The sequence below is a fragment of the Nonomuraea rhodomycinica genome (assembly GCF_013363995.1).
GTDB classification, from domain to species: domain Bacteria; phylum Actinomycetota; class Actinomycetes; order Streptosporangiales; family Streptosporangiaceae; genus Nonomuraea; species Nonomuraea rhodomycinica.
In genome coordinates this window covers 338,706-353,434 of sequence record NZ_JABWGO010000001.1, presented here as the reverse complement: position 1 = coordinate 353,434, position 14,729 = coordinate 338,706, and the positions used below count along the sequence as shown (strand labels likewise).

The 14,729-nt window shown below is 75.5% G+C and carries 13 protein-coding genes; 9 read left to right on the top strand and 4 right to left on the bottom strand.

Annotated elements, in window-relative coordinates:
- Positions 1-20 precede the first annotated feature (20 nt).
- Entirely contained in the window at positions 21-2,882 is a 2,862-nt protein-coding gene (gcvP, locus tag HT134_RS01770) for an aminomethyl-transferring glycine dehydrogenase (RefSeq protein ID WP_217707139.1), read from the top strand.
- Positions 2,883-2,999: 117 nt separating this feature from the next.
- Here gcvP and HT134_RS01765 read toward each other — a convergent pair whose 3' ends face one another.
- The gene (locus HT134_RS01765) at positions 3,000-3,176 is read right to left on the bottom strand and encodes a hypothetical protein (RefSeq protein ID WP_175598483.1); all 177 of its coding nucleotides are present in this window, start codon (positions 3,174-3,176) and stop codon (positions 3,000-3,002) included.
- Between the two features lie 85 nt (positions 3,177-3,261).
- On the opposite strand from HT134_RS01765, the gene HT134_RS01760 reads away from it, so the two are divergent.
- The 3 genes from HT134_RS01760 (at position 3,262) to HT134_RS01750 (ending at position 6,144) form a co-directional block, all read left to right on the top strand.
- Positions 3,262-4,218 carry a LysR family transcriptional regulator gene (locus HT134_RS01760; RefSeq protein ID WP_175598482.1) on the top strand — a complete coding sequence of 319 codons (957 nt, stop codon included), beginning with the start codon at positions 3,262-3,264 and terminating at the stop codon, positions 4,216-4,218.
- A 16-nt stretch (positions 4,219-4,234) separates the two neighbouring features.
- Positions 4,235-5,119 carry a hypothetical protein gene (locus HT134_RS01755; RefSeq protein ID WP_175598481.1) on the top strand — a complete coding sequence of 295 codons (885 nt, stop codon included), beginning with the start codon at positions 4,235-4,237 and terminating at the stop codon, positions 5,117-5,119.
- A gap of 215 nt (positions 5,120-5,334) precedes the next feature.
- Positions 5,335-6,144, top strand: a complete 810-nt coding sequence (locus tag HT134_RS01750) for a tetratricopeptide repeat protein (protein ID WP_175598480.1) — start codon at positions 5,335-5,337, stop codon at positions 6,142-6,144.
- A 129-nt stretch (positions 6,145-6,273) separates the two neighbouring features.
- Here HT134_RS01750 and HT134_RS01745 read toward each other — a convergent pair whose 3' ends face one another.
- Positions 6,274-7,266 (bottom strand): alpha/beta hydrolase, encoded by a 993-nt coding sequence (locus tag HT134_RS01745; RefSeq protein WP_175598479.1) that lies wholly within the window; start codon positions 7,264-7,266, stop codon positions 6,274-6,276.
- 75 nt (positions 7,267-7,341) lie between these two features.
- Between HT134_RS01745 and HT134_RS01740 the strand changes: the two genes are divergently transcribed.
- A complete protein-coding gene (locus HT134_RS01740) occupies positions 7,342-7,920 on the top strand; it encodes a TetR/AcrR family transcriptional regulator (protein WP_175598478.1) in 579 nt (192 codons plus the stop codon).
- A gap of 77 nt (positions 7,921-7,997) precedes the next feature.
- Here the strand turns inward: HT134_RS01740 and HT134_RS01735 are convergent, their stop codons facing one another.
- Positions 7,998-8,336 (bottom strand): hypothetical protein, encoded by a 339-nt coding sequence (locus HT134_RS01735; RefSeq protein ID WP_175598477.1) that lies wholly within the window; start codon positions 8,334-8,336, stop codon positions 7,998-8,000.
- Between the two features lie 143 nt (positions 8,337-8,479).
- Positions 8,480-11,353 (bottom strand): XRE family transcriptional regulator, encoded by a 2,874-nt coding sequence (locus HT134_RS01730; protein WP_175598476.1) that lies wholly within the window; start codon positions 11,351-11,353, stop codon positions 8,480-8,482.
- 165 nt (positions 11,354-11,518) lie between these two features.
- Here HT134_RS01730 and HT134_RS01725 point away from each other — a divergent pair, with 165 nt between their 5' ends.
- The 4 genes from HT134_RS01725 to HT134_RS01710 all read left to right on the top strand — a co-directional run bounded on the left by HT134_RS01725 (position 11,519) and on the right by HT134_RS01710 (position 14,661).
- The gene (locus HT134_RS01725; protein ID WP_175598475.1) at positions 11,519-11,704 is read left to right on the top strand and encodes a hypothetical protein; all 186 of its coding nucleotides are present in this window, start codon (positions 11,519-11,521) and stop codon (positions 11,702-11,704) included.
- A 111-nt stretch (positions 11,705-11,815) separates the two neighbouring features.
- Positions 11,816-12,385 carry a TlpA family protein disulfide reductase gene (locus tag HT134_RS01720; protein WP_175598474.1) on the top strand — a complete coding sequence of 190 codons (570 nt, stop codon included), beginning with the start codon at positions 11,816-11,818 and terminating at the stop codon, positions 12,383-12,385.
- Between the two features lie 12 nt (positions 12,386-12,397).
- On the top strand, positions 12,398-14,218 hold the full coding sequence (locus HT134_RS01715; protein ID WP_175598473.1) for an ABC transporter ATP-binding protein: 1,821 nt from the start codon (positions 12,398-12,400) through the stop codon (positions 14,216-14,218).
- Positions 14,215-14,661: a S26 family signal peptidase gene (locus HT134_RS01710; RefSeq protein WP_175598472.1), complete on the top strand. Its 447-nt coding sequence runs from the start codon at positions 14,215-14,217 to the stop codon at positions 14,659-14,661. The genes HT134_RS01715 and HT134_RS01710 overlap by 4 nt, the downstream gene beginning before the upstream one ends.
- Positions 14,662-14,729: the final 68 nt, after the last annotated feature.

Below are 14,729 nucleotides of genomic sequence, written 5' to 3'. Positions count from 1 at the left end.
AGCCTCGGGAGGCACCTTCCATGACCGACCTGACAGCTCCGCCGTTCTCGACCCGGCACATCGGCCCGTCCGCCACCGAGCAGCAGCGCATGCTCGAGGCCGTGGGCTTCGAGTCCGTGGCCGACCTCGTGGCGGTGGCCGTGCCCGAGGCCATCAGGGCCAAGGACCGGCTCAAGCTGCCCGCCGCGGCCGGCGAGACCGAGGTGATCGCCGAGCTGCGCGCCCTGGCGAGCCGCAACCGGGTCCTCACCTCCATGATCGGCCTCGGCTACCACGAGACGATCACGCCCGCGGTCATCCGCCGCAACCTCCTGGAGAACCCCGGCTGGTACACCGCCTACACGCCGTACCAGCCCGAGATCTCCCAGGGCCGGCTGGAGGCGCTGCTCAACTTCCAGACCGTCGTCTCCGACCTGACCGGCCTGCCCGTGGCCGGCGCCTCCCTGCTCGACGAGGGCACCGCCGCCGCCGAGGCGATGACGCTGGCCCGGCGGGCCGGCAAGGCCAAGAGCCCGGTGTTCGTCGTCGACGCCGACACGCTGCCGCAGACCAAGGCGGTGCTCGCCACCCGCGCCGAGCCGCTCGGCATCGAGCTCGTCGAGCACAGCCTGGAGGGCGAGCTGCCCGAGTGCTTCGGCGTGCTCGTCCAGTACCCCGGCGCCTCCGGCCGCCTGCGCGACTTCCGCGCCGTCGCCGAGGCCGCCCACGCCTCCGGCGCCCTCGTCGTGGCCGCCGCCGACCTGCTCGCGCTCACCCTCGTCGCCGCGCCGGGCGAGCTCGGCGCCGACATCGCCGTGGGCTCCTCCCAGCGCTTCGGCGTGCCGCTCGGCTTCGGCGGGCCGCACGCCGCGTACATGTCGGTGCGCGAGGGCCTGCAGCGGCAGATGCCCGGCCGCCTCGTCGGCGTCTCCGTCGACGCCGACGGCGACCCCGCCTACCGGCTCGCGCTGCAGACCCGCGAGCAGCACATCCGCCGTGAGAAGGCCACCAGCAACATCTGCACCGCCCAGGTGCTGCTGGCCGTCATCGCCGGCATGTACGCCGTCTACCACGGGCCCGAGGGGCTGCGCCGCATCGCCGCCCGCACCCACCGGCACGCCGCCGCCCTGGCCGAGGCGCTGCGCCGCGGCGGTGTCGAGGTCGTCCACGGCGAGTTCTTCGACACCGTGCTCGCCCGCGTGCCCGGCAAGGCCGCCGACGTGGTCCGCCTGGCCGCCGAGCGCGGCGTCAACCTGTGGCGCGCCGACGCCGACCACGTCGCCGTCGCCTGCTCCGAGACCACCACCGCCGCCGACCTGGAGCGGGTCGCGACGGCCTTCGGCGAGGCGCTGGGCCACGACTCCGCCTCGCGCGCCGACCTGGAGACGCTGGTCGCCGACGAGAGCCTCGACCGGCTGCCCGCCGGCCTGGCCCGCGAGTCCGGCTACCTCGACCACCCGGTCTTCCACACCCACCACTCCGAGACCGCGATGCTGCGCTACCTGCGCAAGCTCCAGGACAAGGACATCGCCCTCGACCGGTCCATGATCCCGCTCGGCTCCTGCACGATGAAGCTCAACGCGAGCACCGAGATGGAGCCGATCACCTGGCCCGAGTTCGCCTCGATCCACCCGTACGCGCCGATCGAGCAGGCCGCCGGCTACGTCGAGCTGGTCGAGACGCTGGAGCGCTGGCTGGCCGAGATCACCGGCTACGACGCGGTCTCCATCCAGCCCAACGCCGGCTCCCAGGGCGAGCTGGCCGGTCTGCTGGCCATCCGCGCCTACCACGTGGCGGGCGGTGACACCGGCCGCGACGTGTGCCTCATCCCGTCCTCGGCCCACGGCACCAACGCCGCCAGCGCCGTCATGGCGGGCATGCGCGTGGTCGTCGTGGCCTGCGACTCCGAGGGCAACGTCGACCTGGACGACCTCGACGCCAAGATCGCCAAGCACCGCGACGCGCTCGCCGCGATCATGGTGACCTACCCGTCCACGCACGGCGTGTACGAGGAGGCCATCACCGAGATCTGCGCCAAGGTCCACGAGGCCGGCGGCCAGGTCTACGTCGACGGGGCCAACCTCAACGCGCTGGTCGGCCTGGCCAAGCCCGGCGAGTTCGGCGCCGACGTCTCCCACCTCAACCTGCACAAGACGTTCTGCATCCCGCACGGCGGCGGCGGGCCCGGCGTCGGCCCGGTGGCCGTGCGCGCCCACCTCGCCGAGTACCTGCCCGGCCACCCGCTGCGCGGCGGCTCGCCGGTCGGGCCCGTCTCGGCCGCCCCGTACGGCTCGGCCGGCATCCTGCCGATCTCGTGGGCGTACATCCGCATGATGGGCTCCGACGGCCTTACCGCCGCCACCGAGCAGGCCATCCTGTCGGCCAACTACCTCGCCCGGCGCCTGGCCCCCCACTACCCGGTGCTCTACACCGGGCGCGGCGGGCTGGTGGCCCACGAGTGCATCATCGACCTGCGCCAGATCACCAAGGAGACCGGCGTCACGGTCGACGACGTCGCCAAGCGGCTCATCGACTACGGCTTCCACGCGCCGACCATGTCGTTCCCCGTCGCGGGCACGCTCATGATCGAGCCGACCGAGAGCGAGGACGTCGCCGAGCTCGACCGGTTCGCCGACGCCATGATCGCCATCCGGGGCGAGATCGCCAAGGTGGCCTCCGGCGAGTACGACAAGAACGACAACCCGCTGCGCAACGCCCCGCACACCGCCGAGGCCGTCGCGGCCGACGAGTGGACCCACCCGTACACGCGCACCGAGGCCGCCTACCCGGTGCCCTCGCTGCGCGACGGCAAGTACTGGGTGCCGGTCCGCCGCATCGACCAGGCCTACGGCGACCGCAACCTCGTCTGCTCCTGCCCGCCCCTCGAGGCGTACGAGGACTGACGTCCCCCTCCGGGTGGCCCCTTCCCGCGCCGGCGGGGAGGGGCCGCAGGCTGTCCGTCCCGCCGGGGCCGCCCGGCCCGGTGCCGTCCCGGGCGGTGACCCTCGGAGACACCGGCGCTACGTCTGGCCGGCGCCGGCCTTCCTGGCCCTCGTTTTCTTCTTCGTCGCCGTCGTGGGCCACCCGCTCGTGACGTTCTGAGCGGCCAGTCCCGGCGGGTGGACCAGGCTCAGGAGGACGCCGATCTGGGCGGTCGACAGCGGAATGCCGCTGAGCAGCTCTTTCCTGGGGATCATGGCTTCCAGCCTGATGGCGACGGCGACGCGGGGTCCAACACCGGAATGTTCCGGATCGACGCATATCTGTTGTTAATGTTGCCGGGTGGACCTGCATCCCCGGCTGCTCAGGGCGTTCGTGGCCGTCGCCGAGGAACTCCACTTCGGTCGCGCGGCCGCCCGCCTGTACCTGGCCCAGCAGGCGCTCAGCCGCGACGTGCGGCGGCTGGAGGAGCAGCTCGGGGCGGCGCTGTTCACCAGGTCCACCCGGCGGGTGGAGCTGACCCCGGCGGGAGCGCGGCTGATGCCCGGGGCCAGGCGGCTGCTCGCGCTGCACGACGAACTGGTCGCGGAGGTCTCCGGCGCCCGCGGGCCGCTGCTCGTGGACGTCAACATGCAGGGGCACGAGGCGCCGCGGCCGCTGGTCAGGGCCAGGGAGCTGGCGCCGGGAGTGGAGATGCTCGCCCGCTTCCACGGCGGGCTGGCCTCCGGGGTCGCGGCCATGCGGGAGGGGCGGCTGGACGTGTCGTTCGGCCGGTTCGCCGGGCTGCCCGCCCACGTGCGCAAAGGGCTGACCCAGGTGCCCGTACGGCTGGACCGGCTCGCCGTGCTGGTGCCCGCGGACCACGCGCTGGCCGCGCTGGAGGAGGTGCCGCTCGGCGTGCTGGCCGGCTTCCCCCTGGACGCCATGGCGGGCAACCCCGCCACCACCGAGTGGACCGACCTCGGCGAGCGCCTGGCGGAGGAGTTCGGGCTCACCTTGGCCGCGCCGCACGCGCCGCCGGTCGGACCCGACGAGATGAGCCTCTACCTGCGGCGGCACCGGGAGCCGGTGCTGGCCACGGCCAAGATCGGCGGGATCCCCGGCGTGGTGGCGCGGCCCCTGATCGACCCCGTGCCGCTCGCCCTGGAGAACCTGGTCTTCCCCGCGCATCTGCGGCATCCGGGCCTGGACGCGCTGCTCCAGGCCGTGACGGAGCTGCGGAGGGTGGAGCGCTGGCTGCGCCGGCCGCCGCACTCCTGGCTGCCCGAGGCCGACGAGGCGGTGCTGAGCGGCGGGTGACCCTTATGATCACCCGGTGGCCTTACCGAGGATCGCGACGTGCGTGCTGATGCTCGCCCTGACGGCCGGCTGCGGAGACGGCGACGCGGTCACGGCCCGCACGCCCGCCGAGGCGGTGGCTCAGCGGATGAGGGGCTCAGCCGGTGTGCACGTCTCCAGGCTCGTCCGCCTGGACTACGGTGAGAAGGCGTTCACCTCTCCGGCGGAGGACGACGTCGTGCCGGTCGACATCGGCGAATACAACGAGAGCCGTACCACGGGAGTGCTCGGAGCGACCGCCTCCGACCTGACCGCGACCTACCACCGGACCAACGTCCCCGACGAGCTGAGAAGCGTCGTCCCGACCGACCTGTCGTCCATGACGACCAGGACGATCACGATCGCGGGCTCCGGCACCTACGAACACCGGGCTGACCGGAGGGACGTCCCCGCGGGCAAGTCCTGGCTGCACGGCGGCGGCCCCCGGTGCGACCAGATGCTGGCCGCCGTCGGCCGGCTCGGCCTGCGCGACCTCGTCTCACCCGAGGTGCTGCGAAGACTGGCGGCCCCGGCTCCCTCTGCGGGGGAGCCCATCGACGGGGTGACCACCGTCGTGCACGCCGGGAGCGGTTCCCTGGCGCAGCTCGGCCATCCGGCTCCGCACGGCGACCCCGTGCTCGCCGCCCAGGCGCGCGAGCGGCGCGACTCGACACAGGTCTCCTGGCGGCTGTGGGTCGGACCGGACCGGCTTCCCCGCCGGCTGCACCTCACCGAGGCGTATCCCATGGCCGAGGCCGGCCTGCCGAGGAGCACCGTGATCGAGGTCGACTTCACCGGCTGGGGCACCGATGTGCTCGTCGACCCTCCACCGGCGGACCAGGTGCACGAGAGCGGGAGCTGTCTGGACCCGCAGCCGGACTGAGCCGTTCGAGATCCGGCGGTGGCGCGTCCGCGCCCGATGCCGTCCACGCGGCCGGCGGGCGGCGGTCGAAGCAGGCGTCGCCCGTGGGTGGTGACCGCGCCGGGGGTGGCGCGCGAGTGCGGTTCCCGTCCCCGCCAGGCCAACCGGGCCGAGTCGGCAGACATGATCGCCAGAACTCGTTAGGCTCGGTCCGATCGTCGCCGAAGGAGCTCTCTTTGACGTCCTCAGAGTTGCGGACACCGCCTCTCGACGCCGCCCGCCGCCTGGCCGAGGACGGCGACCTCGACGCCGCCGCGGCCATCCTCGCCGAGCTGGCCGCCGACCCCGACGAGCCCGACCGGGCGCAGGCCGCCGTCGGCCTGGCCGTGGTGCTGGAGGAGCGCGGCGACGCCGAGGGCGCCCGCGCCGCGGCCCGCACCGCGCTGGCCACCGGGCATCCCGAGTACGCGGCGCAGGCGGCCTGCCACCTCGCCCAGGGCTTCGAGCGGGAGGGACGGACCGAGCAGGCGCGCGGCGCGTGGCAGGCGGTCCTGGGGCTCGGCACGGCCGCGTACGTGCCGCTGGCCCACCTGGCCCTGGCCCGGCTCGCCGCGGAGGCCGGGGCGCTCGACGAGGCCGAGACGGCGCTGCGGGAGGCCGGGGCGGCGGCGGTCGCCGGCGACGACGCGGAGATGGCCGCGCACGCCGCGCAGCAGCTCGCCGAGGTGCTGACCGAGCGGGGCGAGCCGGGAGAGGCCGCCGAGGTGCTGCTCGGCGCGCTGGAGACCGCACCCGCCGAGGCCGTGCCACGGCTGCGGGTCCAGCTCGGGATCGCGCATCTGGAGCTGGCCTGCGCCGAGTTCGCGGGCGCGGTCGAGGACGGCGCCGACGCCGGGACGGGCGCGCTGGCCATCGAGCTGCTGGCCCGCACGCTTCCCTTACGCGGGCGCGACGAGGACGCCGAGCGGGTCTGGGCGTACGGCCTGGACCACGAGGACGAGACCCTGGCGGCCGAGGTCCGCCTGCGCCGCGACCGCGACGCCTGAGCCCCTCCCCGCAAAGGGCCTGCCGCCCCGCGCCCCCTGGCCGGGGGAGAGGGAGCGCCGCACGCCATCCGGCCGGCGGACGGGCATGGCCGGCCCATCACCCGGCCGACGGGCGGGCATGGCGGCCCGTCACTCGGCGAGCGCCCCGCGCAGGAACTCGGTGATCTCCGCCCGCGCGGCCTTGGCCTGCGGCACCACGCCCGGCATGCTGAGGAACGCGTGCGTCGCTCCGGGATACTCGGCGAGCCGCGCCGGTGTCCCGGCCGCGCGCAGGCGTTCGGCGTAGCAGCGGCCGTGATCGGCCACCGGGTCGATGGTCGGCACCACGACGAGCGCCGGGGCCAGCCCGCTCAGGTCGTCGGCCTGGATCGGCGACAGCGTCCGGGGGTCGGTCCCCGCCGGGACGGCAAGCCGCTGGAACATCCGGATCTGCGTCGCGGTGAGGGTCGGGCTGTCGGCGTACCGGCTCATCGACGGGTGCTCGAACCCCGTCGGAGTCAGGTCGACGGCGGGGTTGGCCAGCACCTGCGCCCGCAGGGGCAGGCCGGACTCCCTGGCCCGGATCGCGGCCAGGGCGGTGATCACCGAGCCGGTGCTCTCGCCGAAGACGGCCGTCCGCGCCGGGTCGATCCCCCACCTCGCGGCCTGGTGGAGCACGTGCCGGAGCACGTCCCAGCCGTCGTCGACGGCCGCCGCCAGCGGAGTCTCGTGGTCGAGGAGCCGGTGCTCGACCGAGACCACGACCGCGGCCAGCCGCGCGGCGAGGTGACTGTTCACCCAGTCGCTCTGCGCCGCGGTCCCCACGAAGCCGCCCCCGTGCACGTGGAGGACGAGCGGCCGGCCGGCCAGGCCCGGGCCGCTGTGACCGCCGGACACGGGCCGGTACACCCGGACCTTGAGCGTGCGGTCGGCCAGCTCCACCTCCTGCCACCGGATCGTGGCGCCGCGGTCCGGGAACCCGGTGATCACCCGCGCCAGCCGGGAGGCCCGCTTGCGGTTCACCGTCTCGCGCAGGGCCACCAGTTCCTCGGCCGTCATCGACAGCCAGTCCGGCTCCTTCGCCATCGTCTGCATCAGCCGGATGCCCAGCGGCGCCCGCTCCACATCGGTGACCTTGCTCATGTCGCTTCCCCGCTCCCTAGTTTCGCTACCTCAGGTATCGATACCAACGGTAGCGCAATGAGCTATGGTGTGACCATGAGCCGAGCGACCGCGTCCGCCAGGCCACCCGGTCGCCCGCGCTCCGGCGTCAACGCCGTGGTGTTCGCCGCGACGCTGCGCACGGTCCACGAGCTCGGGTACGCGCGTGCCACCGTCGACCGCATCGCCGCCGCGGCCGGCGTCGCCAAGACGACGATCTACCGCCGCTGGCCGTCGAAGGGCGAGCTGGTCGTGGACTGCCTGCTGGACGCGTTCGGCCCGGTGCCGCTGGAGGGCACCGGCCGGGCCGAGCTCATGGCCTCGGCCATCCGCTGGATCGCGGCGAAGATCAGCGAGCCCGGGGTGGGCGACGCGTTCGCGGGCGTGTTCAGCGACGCCGTCAGCGACCCGGCCCTGCGCGAGGTCCTGGCCGCGCGGCTGCAGGAGCCGTACCGGGTGGCGCTCCACGAGGCGCTCGGCGAGCCGGACGGCCGGGTGCTGTTCTTCATCGACGTCGTCGTCGGGACGCTGCTGCACCGGCTGGGCATGACCGGCGAGCCGATGGTCGACGCCGACGTCGCCGAACTGGTCGAGATGGTCGTGCCGCACTTCGGCGGCGACACCGGCACGGGCTGACGCCTCCGCCCCGCGCGGGGGCGGGACGGCGCGTCGGACTCGCGCCGGACGAGCCCGCGCACGCGGGCCGGGTCACGTCAGGGGCGGCGCATGTACGCCATGGCGCCGGCCACGTTGATGACCGCGATGGCCAGCCAGGTCACCGCGAGGCCCACCAGGCCCGTGTTGACCGCGGCGATGGCCGTCAGCGGGACGCCGATCCCCATCGACCCCAGCGCCAGCGGCACCAGCGGCGGCCCCGTGCGCCGCGCCCGGCCGGCGAACGGGCCCTGGCGGTGGAGCTCGGCCTGGACACGGGCCGCGATCGTGGGGTCCAGCCGGTCGGCGAACGACTCGACCAGCGCCGCCTCGTACTCCGGGCCGAGGTCGCGGCGCGCGTCGAACGTCGCCTGGAGGTCTTCACGAACGGTACGCATGTCAGGCATGCCACCCATCCTGCGACCCGCGGGAGACGCTGTCATCCGCCCTGAGGTCCATTCCCGCGTCCTCCCCGGGTACGGGGAGATCTGGCCCAACGGCCGATCCCCGGCTGCTCCCGCCGCGTGTGCCCGCGCCCGGTTCAGGACCGCGGCCGCGTCCCGCCGGGGATGCCGAGGCGGGCCGCGAGCTCGGCGGCGGCCGGCGACTCCAGGTTCCGGTAGAGCCCGTACGCCTGCCGCAGCAGGTCACAGGCGGCCGGGTCGCCGTCGTTCTCGGCGGCGGCGGCCAGGGCCACCAGGGTGCGCGCCCGCAGGGCGGGGACCTGCTCGGTCGTCCAGTAGCGGAGCGAGCGGCGCAGGCGGGCGGCCGCCTCGGGAAGACCCTGGCGGGCCTCGATCTCACCGAGGCTCAGCTCCGTGAGCGCCAGCCCCCAACGGTGGCCGCGCTGCCGGAAGACGGCGGCCGCCGCCGCGAGGGCCGCCTTCGCCTCGGCCAGCAGCGGCGACGCGGCCCACGAGCCGGCCGAGGACGGGGCGGGCAGCTGGGACAGGGCCTCGCCGAGGGACCGGAGACTCTGCGCGGTGCCGATCGGATCGCCCACCCGGTCGAACAGGATCGCGGCCTGGCGGGCCGCCCCCTCGGCCTCGCCCGGACGGCCGTGGGCCAGCAGAGAGTTGGCCAGGCCGCGCAGCACGTACGCCTCCGCGAACGGGTCCCCGCACGAACGGGCGATCCCCAGCGCGGAGCGGACCACGTCCACGGCCATGGCGGTCTCCCCGCGCTGACGCAGGACGAACCCGAGACTGGTCAGCGCGGTCGCCTTCGCCAGCGGCAGGCCGGCCCGGCCGAGCCGTTCGACGGCGTGACGGAGTTCGGCTTCACCCTGGTCGAGCCGGCCCATCAGGCCCAGCAGCAACCCGAGCTCGGCGCTCGCCATCGCCGCCCCGCCCCGGTCCCCGACCTCCTCCGAAAGCTCGCGCGCCGCGGTCAGCGCCGAGGCGGCGGCGTCCGTGTCGTCCAGCTCGACGAGACAGGTGCCGAGCCCGCGCAGCATCGCCGCCTCACCCGCGCGGTCCCCGGCCCGCCGGCAGGCGGCGTGGGCGCTCCGCGTGGCGCGCCGCCAGTCGTCGTAGTAGCCGCGCAGCTCGTGGAAGTCGGCGCAGCAGCCGGCCAGGCAGCGCGCCAGAGCCGCCAGGCCGAGCTCCGCGCACGCCCCTCCGACGGCGGCCAGCGCCTCCCGCTCCGCCTCGAACCACTCGATGGGCCGGGCCGCCGCGACCGCGGCGGCCTGCGGATCGACGACGGCCGCGGGCACGGCTCCGTCGTCGAGGCGGAGGCGCAGGCAGTGCAGGCGGTCCTGGGCCAGCCGGGCCAGGGACAGCCAGCCGCCGGCGGCGCGGGCCAGCGCGTCGTTCCACTCGGCCGCGCCGATCTCGGCCTGCCGGCGTTCGCGCGCGTACAGTCGCGTGACCTCGTTGAAGCGGTATCGCGGCTGCCCCGCCTGGTCGGGGCCGAGCGACTCCAGCAGCCGCGCGTCGAGCAGCTCCTCCAGGACGGCGGCCCCGGACGCCGGCTCGGTGCCGAGGAACGCGGCCACCGCCCATTCGGGGAACGACGGCATGTCCGGCTCGCCGAGCAGCGCGAACGCGCGGGAGGCGGCGGGTGTGAGCGCCTGGCGCGCCAGGTGGAGGACCGGCCGGACGGCCAGGTCCCCGTGGCTCAGCTCGTCGAGGCGGCGGCGTTCGTCGGCCAGGCGCAGGTTGAGCGTCTCGGCCGTCCAGTGGGGACGCGCGGCCAGCCGCGCCCCCAGGATCCGCACCGCCAGCGGCAGCCCGCCACAGGCCGCGACCAGCTCGGCGGTCGCGACGGGCTCGGCCCGCACGCGCTCGCTGCCCGCCACCCGGCACAGCAGTTCGACGGCGGTCGGATCGGGGAGCGGACGCAGGTCGACGGAGGTCACCCCGGGCAGCCCGGTGAGCGGCAGCCGGCTGGTCACCAGCACCGCGACGTCCTTGGCCGGCAGCAGCGGCTCCACCTGGCGGTATCCGCCGGCGTCGTCGAGGAGCAGCAGCACCCGCCGGCCCGCCGTCCGGTCACGGAACAGCCCGCCGCGGGCGTCGAGCCCGGCGGGGAGCGCCGCGCCGGCGACGCCGAGCACGCGCAGGAGCTGGGCGAGCACCTCGGCCGGGTCGGCCGGGTCGGCGCTGGTGCCGCGCAGGGCCGCGTACAGCAGCCCGTCGGGGAAGCGGGACGCCAGCGCGTGGCCGGCGTGCACGGCGAGCGCGGTCTTGCCCACGCCCGGAGGGCCGGAGACGACGGCCAGCCGCGCGCGGTGGCCGGCCGGGTCGAGCACGGAGCGCAGCACGGCGAGCTCCTCGCCGCGGCCGACGAAGTCGGGGAGATCGGCCGGGAGCTGCCGGGGCGAAGGCGCCCCTCCGCCGCGCGCCTCACCGCCGGGCGGGCCGTCACGGTGCGTCTCTCGGCCGTGGGCCTCTCCGCCGGGCGGGCCGTCACGGTGCGTCTCTCCGCCGTTCTCTCCTCCGCCGTGCGTCCCCCCGCCACGGGTGCCGGCCGGCGCGCCCGCGTCCGCAGGCCCTCCCCGAAGGCGGGCGCCGTCCTCGCGGGCGCGTTCGCGGCGCGCGGCCGGGGCCGCCGGCTTCGCCCGTCCGGACACGGGTGCGGGCGCGGACGCCGGCGCGGACGGGCCCGGCCTGCCGGTGCCCTCGGCCGGGTGAGGCCCGGAGGCGGAGGCCCGGCGGCGCGCGTCACGCCCCGCGCGGCTGGCCCAGAACAGGGCCCGGCCCGCCTCGACGAACTCCTCCCGCTCGGCTCCCGTGAGACCCAGCGCCGCCGCGAGCCGCTCGACCGAACGGGGGCGCGGGCCACGGGCCGGGCTGCGCTCCATCTCGGCGATCGAGCGCGAGCTCATCCCCGCGCGTTCGGCGAGCGCTTCTTGCGTGAGGTGGAGGCGGAGCCGGTGCCGTCGAAGCAGGATCCCGTACGCGTCCTCCACGCCAGCGGCCTCCCCATGTCTGCCCGTTAACGCCCTTACGGTACGTCCGGTTCAACGTCAGGCTCAAGATCCGGTTGAGCGTCCTGGTGGCAGTCCGGGGCCCCGGGGTTCCATGAAGGCGCGCTGGCGTGCGATGGGCCGCCGGCGCCGCACAGAAGGAGAACCATGACCCGTCAGATCAGCGCACTCGCCGACCGCATGGTGAACGCCGTCGTGCCGAAGGCCACCGCGCACGCCATCCAGACCTGCTACAGCATCTCGTGCTACTGCTCAGGCCCCCGCCTGTACAAGAAGACGTGCTGCGACCTTCAGCCGTGCGGCCCCTGCTACTACGTCGGCCTCGGCTGCTGAGTGTCCCACCGGTGAGGGCGCGCCGGGGCCCGCTCGCCGCGGCCCCGGCGCGCCCGAACCACCTGTCACCGCTTCGTCGGCTTCTCATCGCTTCACGTGTGGAGGACCCTGATGTACCAGACCGCGGCCCTGATCCTCGTCGGAGTACTGGCGCTGGCCAATCTGCTGTTCACCTTCGGTGTCGTGCGCCGGCTGCGCGAGCACACCGCCGAGCTGGCCGACCTGCGCACCGGCCGGCTCGGCGTGGGCGGGACCGATGTCGCGCTCCCCGAAGGCGCGACGGTGGGCCACTTCGAGGCGGCTGACGTCGCGGGCCGGCCCGTCACGCTGACGGAGCTGGGCGAACGGCCCCTGGTCGGGTTCTTCTCGCCCCACTGCGGGCCCTGCAAGGAGCGGCTGCCGCTGTTCGCCGAGCACGCGGCGACCCGGCCCGGCGGCCCCGCCGAGGTGCTGGCGGTCGTCGTGGGCACGCCGGACGACACCGCGGAGGTGGTCGAGCAGCTCCTTCCCGTCGCCACGGTGGTGGTGGAGGCCGACCAGGGTCCGCTGCAGAGGGCGTTCGGCGTCAGCGGATTCCCGGCCTTCGTCCTGGTCGAAGGGGGAGTGGTGGGCGCGTCCGGTTTCGACTTCGAGCCGGTGGCGAGCCGCGACGCCGCCGCCGCGGTGCCGGCGGCGAGCTGAGCGCGACCGCCCATGTCGTTCCGCTCGCTCACCCGGGCGCTGGGGCTCGTCCGGGCCGGCGCTCCGAAGCAGGTCGTCGCGTACGTCCTGCTGGCGGCCGTGGGGGGACTGTCGCCCCTGGCCGCCGCCTGGCTGACCAAGGTCCTGGTCGACCGGCTGGCCGCCGCGCAGGTGCGGTGGCTCGACGTGGCCGGTCCCGCCGCCGCGCTCGCCGTCGTGGGAGTCGCCGCCTCCCTCGTGCCGCACGCCGTGCGCTACCTGCGGGCCGAGAGCAACCGGCGGGTTCAGCTGCTGGCCACCTCGCGGATCTACGCGGCGGCCGACCGTTTCGTGGGGCTGCGGCCGTTCGAGGACCCGGCGTTCCTGGACCGGCTGCAGATCGCGAGGAGCAGCGGCGTCGCCAGCCCGTGGATGGTGGTGGAGGGCGGCATCGGCGTGGTCCAGGGGGTGGTGACGGTCGCCGGGTTCGCCGGCACCCTGCTCGTGCTGGGGCCGTGGATGGCGGTCGCGGTCCTCCTGGCCGCCGTGCCGACCCTGCTGGCCGAGCTGGCGCTGAGCCGCCGGCGCGCGGCGATGATCGCGGAGACCGGCCAGGCGGAGCGCCGCGAGATCTTCTACTCCAACCTGCTGGTCAACCCGCAGGCCGCCAAGGAGGTGCGGTTGTTCGGCGCGGGGCCGTACCTGTGGAGGCGGATGGCGGCCGAGATCAAGGTGATCCACGACGCGGGCCGGAGCGTGGACCGGCGGCAGCTCGCCCTCCAGGGCTCCCTGGCGGCGCTGGCCGCCGTCGTGGCGGGGGCGCTGCTGGTGTCGGCGGTCCGCTCGGCCGTGTCCGGGACCTTGACGGTCGGCGACGTGGCGCTGGTCGTCGCGGCGGTCGCCGCCGTCCAGGGCGCGCTGTCGAGCGCGGTGGCCGAGGGCGTGTCCGTCCACCAGGCGCTGCTGCTCTTCGGCCACTACCTGGCCGTCGTGGACGCGGCCCCGGACCTGCCCGTCAGGAGCGCGCCGCTGCCCGCCCGGCGGCTGCGCCGCGGGATCGAGCTGCGCGACGTGTGGTTCCGGTACGCCGACGACCAGCCGTGGGTGCTGCGCGGGGTGAACCTCGTGCTGCCGCAGGGACGCTCGACGGCGCTGGTGGGGCTCAACGGAGCCGGCAAGACCACGGTGGTCAAGCTGCTGTGCCGGCTCTACGACCCGACCCGCGGCGCGGTGCTGTGGGACGGCGTCGATGTGCGCGACCTGGACCCCGCCGAGCTGCGCCGCCGAATCCGGGCCGTCTTCCAGGACGCCGTCGCGTACGAGCTCACGGCGGCCGAGAACATCGCCATCGGCGACGTGACCGCCCTGGACGAGCGGGCGCGCATCGAGGCCGCGGCACGGCGCGCCGGCGTCCACGACGTCCTGGCCGGCCTGCCGAAGGGCTACGAGACGATGCTGACCAGGATGTTCTTCTCCGAGGCCGACCGGGCCGACCCGGAGACCGGCGTGGTGCTGTCCGGGGGCCAGTGGCAGCGGCTGTCGATCGCCCGGGGACTCGTGCTCGACCGGCCCGACCTGCTCGTGCTCGACGAGCCGAGCTCCGCGCTGGACGCCGAGGCGGAGCACGAGGTGCACGCCCGGCTGGGCGAGCACCGGCGCGGGCTGACCAGCCTGCTCATCTCGCACCGGCTGGGCGCGGTGCGCGAGGCGGACACGATCGTGGTGCTGTCCGGCGGGCGGGTCGTGGAAGAGGGCCGCCACGACCAGCTCATGGCGCGGGCCGGCGCGTACGCCCGGCTGTTCGACCTGCAGGCCGCCGGATACCGCTCGCCCGCCGCCGAGGAGGTCGGATGACGACGCTCGTGATCACGCTGGTCGCCCTGCTGTCGTTGCTGGCCGCCGGAGCGGTGAGGCGCCGCGGAGGCGGGACGGTCGTGCTGACGGTCAGCGGGGCGAGCATGGAGCCGACGCTGCGTCCCGGCGACCGGGTGCGGGTGCGGCGCTCACCCGGCGCCGTGCCGAGGCGGGGGGACGTCGTGGTGGTGGAGGAGCCGGGCCCGTGCCGGCCCGGCGGGGGGAGCGCCGCGGCGGGGGCCCGCTGGGTGGTCAAGCGGGTCGCCGCCGTCGCGGGCGACCCCGAGCCGCCCTACCTGCCCGCCTGGGACCGGCAGCCGTCCGGGCTGGTCCCGCGCGGCCGGCTCGTGCTCCTCGGCGACAACCCGGCGGGCAGCCGGGACTCCCGCCACTACGGCACGGTGCGCGCGGACCAGGTGCTCGGCGTGGTGGTGCGCCGGTGACCCGGCCGCCGCCGGCCGCGTCGCGGGGGCCTGGCCGGTGGCGGGGGCGGGCGGCTGGTCGGGAGGGC

Coding starts and splice junctions, on each gene's coding strand:
- gcvP (WP_217707139.1), top strand. CDS start 21: ATGACCGACCTGACAGCTCCGCCGTTCTCGACCCGGCACATCGGCCCG.
- HT134_RS01765 (WP_175598483.1), bottom strand. CDS start 3,176: ATGATCCCCAGGAAAGAGCTGCTCAGCGGCATTCCGCTGTCGACCGCC.
- HT134_RS01745 (WP_175598479.1), bottom strand. CDS start 7,266: ATGAGCAAGGTCACCGATGTGGAGCGGGCGCCGCTGGGCATCCGGCTG.
- HT134_RS01740 (WP_175598478.1), top strand. CDS start 7,342: ATGAGCCGAGCGACCGCGTCCGCCAGGCCACCCGGTCGCCCGCGCTCC.
- HT134_RS01735 (WP_175598477.1), bottom strand. CDS start 8,336: ATGCGTACCGTTCGTGAAGACCTCCAGGCGACGTTCGACGCGCGCCGC.
- HT134_RS01725 (WP_175598475.1), top strand. CDS start 11,519: ATGACCCGTCAGATCAGCGCACTCGCCGACCGCATGGTGAACGCCGTC.
- HT134_RS01720 (WP_175598474.1), top strand. CDS start 11,816: ATGTACCAGACCGCGGCCCTGATCCTCGTCGGAGTACTGGCGCTGGCC.
- HT134_RS01715 (WP_175598473.1), top strand. CDS start 12,398: ATGTCGTTCCGCTCGCTCACCCGGGCGCTGGGGCTCGTCCGGGCCGGC.
- HT134_RS01710 (WP_175598472.1), top strand. CDS start 14,215: ATGACGACGCTCGTGATCACGCTGGTCGCCCTGCTGTCGTTGCTGGCC.